We start from the raw sequence: 9139 nt of genomic DNA on the forward strand, positions 1-9139 counted from the left end.
CTCGCCGAGGGTCCCCAGGCCGTCGCGGCCGCACTGGCCGCGGGGGTCGTCGAGGAGCTGTTCGGCACGCCGTCGGCTCTCGCCCGCGATCCGATGTTCGCCTCGGGCACGGCGGTCACCGACGAGGCCATCGCCGCGCTGGCCGAGACGGTCCACCCGCAGGGCCTTGTCGCGGTCTGCTCGCAGATGGACGTCCCACTGTCGTCGGTCGTCTCCCGCAAGCTGGTGGCGGTGCTCGCGGACATCCGTGACCCCGGCAACGCCGGAACCATCCTCCGGACGGCGGACGCGGCGGGCGCCGGTGCGGTGGTGTTCGCCGGTGACGCCGTGGATCCCTACAACGGCAAGTGTGTGCGGGCGTCGGCCGGCTCGCTGTTCACCGTGGACGTCGCCCGCGAGCGGGATCCGCTGGCGGTGATCGAGGCGCTGCGCGACGCCGGCGTCTGGGTGCTCGCGGCCACGGGCTACGGCGACGTGAGCCTGGACGAGCTGCTCGACGACGGCGCGTTGTCGGTGCCGACGGCGTGGTTGTTCGGCTCGGAGGCGCACGGCCTGCCGCCGTCGTTGCTGGAGGCGGCGGACGCGCGGGTACGGGTCCCGATCTACGGCGGCGCGGAGAGCCTCAACCTAGCCGCGGCGGCGGCCGTCTGCCTGTACGCCTCGGCGCGCGGCCAGCGCTGATGCGCGCGGTCGTCTACACCGCTCCCGGCGCGTCCCCGGAGCTTCGCGATGTCCCACCGCCGTCCTGCCCGCCCGGCGGCGCGATCGTGGACGTGCGGGCCACGGGCGTGTGCCGCTCGGACTGGCACGCCTGGCGTGGCCACGACCCGGTGCCGCTGCCCCACATCCCGGGCCACGAGTTCGCCGGCGTGGTCTCCGCGGTCGGCCCGTCGGTTCGCGGCTTCGCCGTCGGTGACCGGGTGACCAGCCCGTTCGTGAACGGCTGCGGCCGCTGCCCGTGGTGCCTCTCCGGCGACGCGCAGGTCTGTCCATCGCAGACGCAGCCGGGCTTCACCCACGCGGGTTCCTTCGCCGAGCAGGTGGTGGTCCATGCGGCCGACACCAACCTGGTCCGCCTCCCGTCCACGCTCGACTTCGTCCCGGCCGCGGCCCTCGGCTGCCGCTTCGCCACGGCGTTCCGTGCCCTGACCGCCCACGCGCGCCTCTCGGCGGGGGAGCGGGTCGCGATCTTCGGTTGCGGCGGCGTGGGCCTCTCGGCGGTGATGATCGCGGCCGAGAGGGGCGCCGAGGTGATCGCGGTGGACCCGTCGCGGGCGGCCCGCACCCTCGCCCTGGCCGTGGGCGCAACCGTCGCCGTCGAGAGCGGTGCATCCGCGGCCTCCGACGTACACGTCGCGGTGGACGCGGTCGGCTCGGCGGCTTCGGCGGACGCCTCGGTGCGGAGCCTGCGCCGCCGCGGGCGCCACGTCCAGATCGGCCTGATGCTCGGCGCGAACGCCCGCGCGCCCCTGCCGTGGGACCTGGTGGTCGCGCACGAGCTGCGGATCTTCGGCTCGCACGGGATGCCCGCACGTGACTATCCGCCGATGCTCGAGATGGTCGCCGACGGACGCCTCGACCCGGCCGCGCTGGTCGGCGCGGTCATCGGCCTGCCCGGCGCCGGCCGGGCCCTGATGGCGATGGACGACCCGGCGCCGTCCACCGGCATCGTGGTGATCAAGCCGTAGGCGCGTGGTGACCGTGTTGGTCCAGTCGCGGGAAGACGGGCTGCGGGGTGGCCACAACGAAGGGTCCGGTGCCCACTTGAGCTGATATCCGGGCCGCTCCCGCGGGAACGAACGCTGACAGTTCATGGGCGAGGCGCCGGCAGGCCTCGACGAGCGTGGCGAGCACGGCGTCGAGCCGTTCACCGGCCGCGTCGTCGCCTGCCTGCTCCCGTTTGGCGAGTTCCCAGGGCCGTTCCGCCTCGACGAGGCGGTTGGCCGCGGCGACAACGGCGCAGATGGCGTCGGTGGCGGTGTGGAAGTCGAACGCGGCCAGCGCCCGGTCGATCGCGGACGGGAGGCCGGCGCACCGGTCGGCCAGCTCGCGGCCGGCCCCGGCGGTCCGGGTCTCGGGAACGGCGCCGTGGCGGTACCGGTGCACCAGGGACAGGGTGCGATTGACCAGGTTGCCCACACCGTTGGCGAGATCCTGGTGATAGCGGGTCAGCAGCCGTTGTTCGGTGAAGTCGGTGTCGCCGAGGCCGGCGACGTCGCGGAGCAGCCACCACCGCAGCGCGTCGACGCCGTAGCGTTCGACCAGGTGGTACGGGTCGACCGCGTTGCCGGCGCTCTTGGACAGCTTGGCGCCGTCCACGGTCAGGTATTCGTGGACGAACACGGCGGTGGGCAACGGCTGGCCGGTGGACAGCACCAACGCCAGCCAGTACACGGCGTGGAAGCGCACGATGCCCTTGCCGATGACGTGCACCCGTTCGGCCGAGTCGATCCACCAGTCCCGGTAAGTGGCGTCACCGATCCCATGGCCGGCGGTGCCGTAGCCGAGGGCGGTGACGTAGTTCGCCAGCGCGTCCCACCACACGTAGACGACCTGGTCGGGGTCGTCCGGGACGGGGATGCCCCACCCTGCGGCACGCGACGCCGGCCGGGAGACGCTGATGTCGGTCAGGCCGGCCCGCACGAAGGACAGCACCTCGTTGCGCCGGGCCGCCGGCTCGACGCGTACCCGCCCCGACTCCAGCGCGCTGAGCACGTCGTCGGCGTAGCGCGACAACCGGAAGAACCAGTTGGACTCGGTCACCGTCTCCGGGGCGGTGCCGTGCTCGGGGCACAGTCCCCCGAGCAGCCCTCCGACCAGCTCAGCCGCGTCGTAGAACTGCTCGCAGCCCTGGCAGTACAAGCCGACGTAGCCGCGTCGATAGAAGTCGCCCCGGGCGGCGCTCTGCCGCCACAGCCGTTCCACGCCCGGCCGGTGGCGCCGGTCGCTGCTGGTCCGGATGAAATCGTCGAAGGACAGGGCCAGCGCCCCGGCGAGGCCGGCGAACCGGTCCGCGTTCGCCGCCACGAAGGTGGCGATATCCACGCCGGCCGCGGCGGCGGCCGTCACGTTCTTCAGCGCGTTCTCATCGGTGCCGGTCAGGAAGCGCACGGCCGGCCGCGGAGGCGTCGATGACGCGCGAGGACATCCGCCTGCGCCAATTCCAGCGCGTGGCCCAGATGCGGTGCGGCATTGACGTACGGAATGGCGGTGGTGACGTAGAAGCCGGGAGCCTGGCTCACGATGGTCTCCGATCTGCCCCGGTGTGCAGGGGCAGATCGAGTCCGGCCGGCCCCTGAAACGCAGGGGCTGGTGGTGGCGGGTTAACGCACGCCGACGGGCCCCGTGACGGGGCGCATCATCCGGCGAACGTACTGAGGCATGAACGCCATGATGCCAGATGCCCCGATGCCGGCGTGCCGGATAAACACCGCGAGCGTTCGTCGCGGCCGGGGTAAACTCGACGCGTGGCGATGAAGAGTCGACGGTTTACCCGGCCCGCTGGTTGCGGGCGCCGGGTCTGACTCTCGCGCGATTCCCCTGACCGGCGGGCAGCGGCTCAGCCGTGCGTCCGTACACTGCCGCATGGCAATTCCTCCGGTGAGGGAGATCATGTCCTACCGCAATGACCCGTACGATCCGAAGCAGGCTGCCCTGCTCGCGCCCGAGGCGCTCGACGCCGCCGTCACCGACGCCGAGAAGGCGTTCGCCGCGGCGCCGGACCTCGATGCGCTCGGCGCGCTGAAGCCCGCCCACCTCGGCGACCGCTCGCCGGTGTCGCTCGCGCGGCGGGAGATCGGCTCGCTGCCGCCGGCCGCGAAATCCGACGCCGGCAAGCGCGTGAACCAGGCCCGGCAGTCGATCCAGGGCGCCTTCGACCAGAGACTGGCCGAGCTGGAGCTGGAACGCGCCGCCCGGGTGCTCGTCGAGGAGCGCGTCGACGTCACCATGCCGTGGGACCGCCGGCCGCGCGGCGCCCGGCATCCGCTGACCACGCTCATGGAGCACATGGCCGACCTGTTCGTCGGGATGGGTTACGAGATCGTCGACGGCCCCGAGCTCGAGCTCGAGTGGGTGAACTTCGACGCCCTCAACATCGGCCCGGACAACGCCGTGCGCGGGTCGATGGACACGTTCTACGTGGACCTGCCCGGCCTGGTGCTGCGTACGCACACCTCGCCCGGCCAGGTGCGCACGATGCTGACCCGTACCCCGCCGATCTATGTCGTCAGCCCGGGCCGCGCCTACCGTTCGGACGAGCTGGACGCCACGCACAGCCCGGTCTTCCACCAGATCGAGGGTCTCGTCGTCGACGAGGGCATCACGATGGCCCACCTGCGGGGGACGCTCGACCACTTCGCGCGGGCGATGTTCGGCCAAGAGGCCAAGACCCGCTGGCGGCCGCACTACTTCCCGTTCACCGAACCGTCCGGGGAGTTCGACGTGTGGTTCGAGCAGCACCGCGACGGCCCGCGCTGGGTCGAGTGGGGCGGCTGCGGCATGGTCAACCCGCGGGTGCTCACCGCCTGCGGCATCGACCCGGAGAAGTACTCCGGGTTCGCGTTCGGCATGGGTGTCGAGCGGACCCTGCAGTTCCGCAACGGGGTCGGCGACATGCGCGAGATGGTCGAGGGCGACGTCCGGTTCACCCGTACGTTCGGAATGGAGGTCTGACGCGATGAAGACGTCACTGTCGTGGCTCCGCGACTACGTGGAGCTGCCCGTGTCACTGACCGCCGCGGAGCTGGACGAGACGCTGACCAACCTCGGCATGGAGGTCGAGTCGGTCGTCGACCAGGCCTCGACCGTCCAGGGTGGCCTGGTCGTCGGGCGGGTCCTCGAGATCGAGGAGCTGACCGGGTTCAAGAAGCCGATCCGCTTCTGCAAGGTCGACGTCGGCAACCCGGACCCGCAGGAGATCGTCTGCGGCGCGCACAACTTCGCGGTCGGTGATCTGGTCGTCGTCATCCTGCCGGGCGGCGAGCTGCCCGGCGGGTTCAAGGTCGGGGCGCGCAAGACCTACGGGCGCAACTCGAACGGCATGATCTGCTCGGTGCGCGAGCTCGGGATCGGCGACGACCACGCCGGCATCCTGGTACTGCCGCCGGACGCGGCCCGGCCGGGGGTCGACGCGCGCCCGGTGATCGGGCTCGACGACGTGCTGGTCGAGGTCGAGATCACCCCGGACCGCGGGTACGAGATGAGCATGCGCGGCATGGCGCGGGAGCTGTCATACGCCTACGACTCCGCGTACACGGACCCGGCCGCTCTGGACGCGCCCGGCGCCTCACCGGAGCCGCCCTATCCGGTCCGGGTCGAGGACACGGTCGGCTGTGACCGGTTCGCGGCGCGGGTCGTCCGGGGCATCGACCCGGGCGCCGCGTCTCCGGCCTGGATGCAGAAGCGGCTCACCGCGGCGGGGATCCGGTGCATCTCGCTGCCCGTGGACATCACCAACTATCTGATGGTGGAGCTCGGGCAGCCGATGCACGTGTTCGACCTCAACCGGCTGCGCGGCGGGCTGCTGGTGCGGCGGGCCACGCCGGGGGAGAAGCTGACCACCCTGGACGGTGTCGCGCGCGTGCTCGACGCCGAGGACATGGTGATCTGCGACGACTCCGGGCCGATCTCGCTCGCCGCGGTGATGGGCGGCGAGACCAGTGACTGGCAGCCGGACACCGCGGACGTGCTGCTCGAGGCGGCGCACTGGGACCCGGTGATGGTCGGGCGCACGGCCCGGCGGCACAAGCTGTTCAGCGAGGCGGCCAAGCGCTGGGAGCGCGGCGTCGACCCGCAGCTGCCGCTGGTCGCGTTGCGGCGTGCCGTCGAGCTCCTCGTCGAGCACGCCGGCGGCGAGGCCGACGAGCGGGTGCTGGACATCGACCACGTGGTTCCGCCGGCGCCGATCGTGCTCGACCCGTCGTTGCCGGCCGCGCGGATCGGGCTGGCGTACACGCCGGACGAGGTGGCGGCGCACCTGTCCCGGGTGGGCTGCACGGTCTCGGCCACGTGGGAGGTCACCCCGCCGTCGTGGCGGCCCGACCTGATCGACCCGGCCGACCTGGTGGAGGAGGTGGCGCGGCTCGGCGGCTACAACGACATCCCGAGCGTGCTGCCGCCGGCGCCGGGCGGCGGCGGGCTCACGGCGGTGCAGAAGCGGCGCCGGTCGGTGGGTCGCGCGCTGGCCGAGAACGGGTACGTCGAGGTGCTGTCGTTCCCGTTCGTCGCGCCGTCGGTGCACGACGCCTTCGGGCTGGCCGCGGACGACGAGCGGCGCAGCGCGGTGCGGGTCACCAACCCGCTGTCCGAGGAGGAGCCGCAGTTGCGTACGTCGCTGCTGCCGCCGCTGCTCGGCCAGCTCCGGCGCAACCTCGGCCGGGGCATGCGCGACCTGGCGCTGTACGAGCTCGGTGAGGTGGTGCTGCCGCGCGCGGCGGACACCGCGCCGCCGGTGCTGGGCGTCGACCGGCGTCCGGATGACGACGAGTGGGCGGCCGCCAACGCGATCGTGCCGGCCCAGCCCTGGCACGTCGCCACGGTGCTGACCGGGGACTTCGACCCGGCCGGCTGGTGGGGTCCGGGCCGGGCGGCGACCTGGGCCGACGCGGTGGAGTCGGCGCGGATCGTGCTGTCGGCGGCGGGGATTCCCGCTTCGCGGGTCTCGGTGCGCGCCGCGGAGCGTGCGCCGTGGCACCCGGGCCGGTGCGCGGCCGTGCGGGTCGACGACGTGGTGATCGGGTATGCGGGCGAGCTGCACCCGGGCGTGCTCTCGACGCTCGAGCTGCCGCGGCGGGTGTCCGCGATGGAGCTCGACCTGGACGCGGTGCCGCCGATGCCGGTGGTCGAGGCGACCGGGCTGTCCACGTACCCGCCGGCGCTGATCGACGTGGCGCTGGTGGTGCCGTCGGAGGTGCCAGCCGCCGAGGTGGAGGCCGCGCTGGTCTCCGGTGCGGGCTTGCTGCTGGAGGCGGTGCGGCTGTTCGACGTGTACTCCTCCGCGCAGCTGGGCGAGGGGAAGCGGTCGCTGGCGTACAAGCTGACCTTCCGCGCACCCGACCGCACGCTGACCGTGGAGGACGCGGTGGCGGCCCGCGATGCGGCGGTGGCCGCGGCGACGTCGCGCACCGGAGCCGTGCTGCGCGGGGCCTGACCGCTCGTCGGACGGCGGGGGTCGTTCAGGCGACCCCCGCCGGATGACGGCCGTTCGTAGGGTTATGTCCGTATTGATCCGGAGTGAAGATGTTCTTGTACATCCACTCCGTTTCAGAAGGAATGCCGTGTCTCGCCGCTCCACCCCTCGCGCCAACGCCCGTCACCGCCTGATCGCCGCCGCCCTCTGCGCGATCCCGTTCGTCACGGCGGCCGTCATGTCCACGCACTGACTCTTCATCACCGGCGGCTCGGACCACCCGGGGTGGCCGGCAACCCGACCGCCGCGGCCACCTCGGCGGTCAGGGCGTCCTCGCTGGTGCCGACGGCGACCTCGATCGCGGGCAGGCCGAGCCGCGCGGTCTCCGCTCTCATCCGCTCGGTGAAGAGCCGGTCCCGTTCCAGCAGGTTGTGCCGGGCCCGCTCGTAGTCGCCGGTCTTCGACGGAATCCGCCACGGGATGCCGCGGGCGTCGAAGGCGGCCGCCCGGAACTCCGGCGTCGGCAGCAGCCAGACGGCGCGGTCGGTCAGCGGCGCGACGAGGTGCGGCAGTAGCCGGAAACCCTCGGCGACGACACCGGTCCGCATCCGGCGGAGATCCTCGACGATCAGGTGGAAGCCCTCGCCGCGGTACCAGTGGAACGTCTCGAGCATGACCTCGGGCGACCGGGTGGCCCAGCGCTCGTCCATGGTCATGCCGATGAACTCGTAGAGGTACGGGCTCTCGGCGGCGTCGGTGCGCCGGGCGTGGTCGCCCATCACGTCGTCGGTGCCGTAATACGTCAGGCCGTGCTCGGCGGCCAGGCGCCGGGCGATTGTCGACTTCCCGCCGCCGCTGCCCCCGCCGATCCAGACCACGTGCTCCAGCCCGGTCGTCACCGCGGCTCGAGGCCCCGCTCACGGGCGATGCGCTCGACCTCGTCCTTCGCCTCGCGCAGGCCGACACCGGTGCGTTCGCGGTAGACCTTGATCGCTTGGATCTTCTGGCCCTGCATCAGGTGCTGCACGACCTCCGGATCCTGCGGCGGCAGCTGATCGGCGACGCCGAGGTGCTTCATGATCAGGTCGAGCTTGCGCTCGACGGCGGCGATCCGGGCGGCGCTCGGCGGCTCGTTGCGCGACCGGCTGCCGATCAGGATCAGGATCAGCCCGATCGGAAGGACGACGGACGCACCGATGGCGAGATACTCCATCCGGCCATCCACCCAGCCGCCGATGATTCCGGTGGGTCTGGCGGCCTCATGTGCCGCTCACTCGCCGACCGTGCCGTCGAGCAGCTCGCGGACCGCGTCGGCGTGGCCGGCGTGGCGGGCCGTCTCATTGATCAGGTGGATCAGCACGAAGCGCAGGTCGGTGTCGTGGCCGTAGTTCGACGGCGCGGTCAGGTCACCGATCGCCCGGACCGCCGCGTCCGTCGCCTCCGCCCGGGCCCGGTACGCCGCGATCGCGTCGGCGATGCCCAGGCCGGGCGGGTCGTACTCGTCGTCGGGCTTGCCCACCGGCCGGCCGAGCATCTCGCGGTCGATCCAGCGGGCCTCGACGCCGGTCAGGTGGTTCACGATGCCGACCAGCGTCAGCAGCCTGCCCTCCGGACGCCAGCGGGCCTGCTCGTCGGTGATGCCGCCCGCCTTGCGCAGCACCGCCCCGCGCAGGAACGCCAGCCAGCGCAGGAACAGCTCGATCTCGTCCGGGGAACCGTCGGGAAAGGTCATCAAGTCGAGGGTACGGGTGCCGCGGCCGGACTGCGGTGCCCGTCGCGGTCGATGGCGCGCACCCCGAACTGCACGTTGTCCTTGGAGACGTCGATGGTGGCCGAGGTGACCCGGCCGACCAGCACGCCGTGCGTCCAGTCGGGCAGGGTGGATTCGCGCCACACGACCTCGTAGCCGGCCAGGTCGGGCTCGGTGCCCCCCTGCCAGCGCAGCGTCGTGGAGTTGGTGAGCTGCGACGTGTCGATGACCACGCCGCGCGGTGTGGACGGCGCCTGCGC

General features: G+C 72.5%; 9 protein-coding genes and 1 pseudogene. 4 read left to right on the plus strand and 6 right to left on the minus strand.

Translation table 11 applies throughout. The features are described from left to right. Together AB0M20_RS13790 and AB0M20_RS13795 are read left to right on the plus strand one after the other, a co-directional pair. Window positions 1-681 (plus strand): RNA methyltransferase (locus AB0M20_RS13790; RefSeq protein WP_364297871.1); only part of this gene is annotated, 681 nt, incomplete at its 5' end. Then, window positions 681-1688, plus strand: coding sequence for an alcohol dehydrogenase catalytic domain-containing protein (locus tag AB0M20_RS13795; RefSeq protein ID WP_364297873.1), 1008 nt, complete (start codon window positions 681-683; stop codon window positions 1686-1688). The genes AB0M20_RS13790 and AB0M20_RS13795, both read left to right, overlap by 1 nt. On the opposite strand, the gene AB0M20_RS13800 is transcribed toward AB0M20_RS13795, so the two are convergent. Next, window positions 1678-3111: a methionine--tRNA ligase gene (locus AB0M20_RS13800; RefSeq protein ID WP_364297875.1), complete on the minus strand. Its 1434-nt coding sequence runs from the start codon at window positions 3109-3111 to the stop codon at window positions 1678-1680. The genes AB0M20_RS13795 and AB0M20_RS13800 overlap by 11 nt on opposite strands. Beyond that, window positions 3099-3242 (minus strand): class I tRNA ligase family protein, encoded by a 144-nt coding sequence (locus tag AB0M20_RS13805; protein ID WP_364297877.1) that lies wholly within the window; start codon window positions 3240-3242, stop codon window positions 3099-3101. Before AB0M20_RS13805 ends, AB0M20_RS13800 begins: the two co-directional genes overlap by 13 nt. 370 nt (window positions 3243-3612) lie before the next feature. Here AB0M20_RS13805 and AB0M20_RS13810 point away from each other — a divergent pair, with 370 nt between their 5' ends. Together AB0M20_RS13810 and pheT are read left to right on the plus strand one after the other, a co-directional pair. Continuing rightward, the gene (locus AB0M20_RS13810) at window positions 3613-4674 is read left to right on the plus strand and encodes a phenylalanine--tRNA ligase subunit alpha (protein ID WP_364297879.1); all 1062 of its coding nucleotides are present in this window, start codon (window positions 3613-3615) and stop codon (window positions 4672-4674) included. Window positions 4675-4678: 4 nt separating this feature from the next. Continuing rightward, complete coding sequence (gene pheT / locus AB0M20_RS13815) at window positions 4679-7150, plus strand: phenylalanine--tRNA ligase subunit beta (protein ID WP_364297881.1); 2472 nt, start codon at window positions 4679-4681, stop codon at window positions 7148-7150. A gap of 239 nt (window positions 7151-7389) precedes the next feature. Here pheT and AB0M20_RS13820 read toward each other — a convergent pair whose 3' ends face one another. The 4 genes and pseudogenes from AB0M20_RS13820 to AB0M20_RS13835 form a co-directional block, all read right to left on the minus strand. Beyond that, the gene (locus AB0M20_RS13820) at window positions 7390-8028 is read right to left on the minus strand and encodes a hypothetical protein (RefSeq protein ID WP_364297883.1); all 639 of its coding nucleotides are present in this window, start codon (window positions 8026-8028) and stop codon (window positions 7390-7392) included. Continuing rightward, window positions 8025-8342, minus strand: coding sequence for a ribosomal protein L7/L12 (locus AB0M20_RS13825; RefSeq protein ID WP_364297885.1), 318 nt, complete (start codon window positions 8340-8342; stop codon window positions 8025-8027). Before AB0M20_RS13825 ends, AB0M20_RS13820 begins: the two co-directional genes overlap by 4 nt. Before the next feature lie 57 nt (window positions 8343-8399). Continuing rightward, entirely contained in the window at window positions 8400-8861 is a 462-nt protein-coding gene (locus AB0M20_RS13830) for a DUF664 domain-containing protein (protein ID WP_364297887.1), read from the minus strand. Then, window positions 8861-9139 (minus strand): annotated as a pseudogene (locus AB0M20_RS13835) (aminopeptidase); the annotation flags it as partial. The gene AB0M20_RS13830 and the pseudogene AB0M20_RS13835, both read right to left, overlap by 1 nt.

Origin of the sequence: Actinoplanes sp. NPDC051633 (assembly GCF_040681735.1) — a bacterium.
Taxonomy (GTDB): Bacteria; Actinomycetota; Actinomycetes; order Mycobacteriales; family Micromonosporaceae; genus Actinoplanes.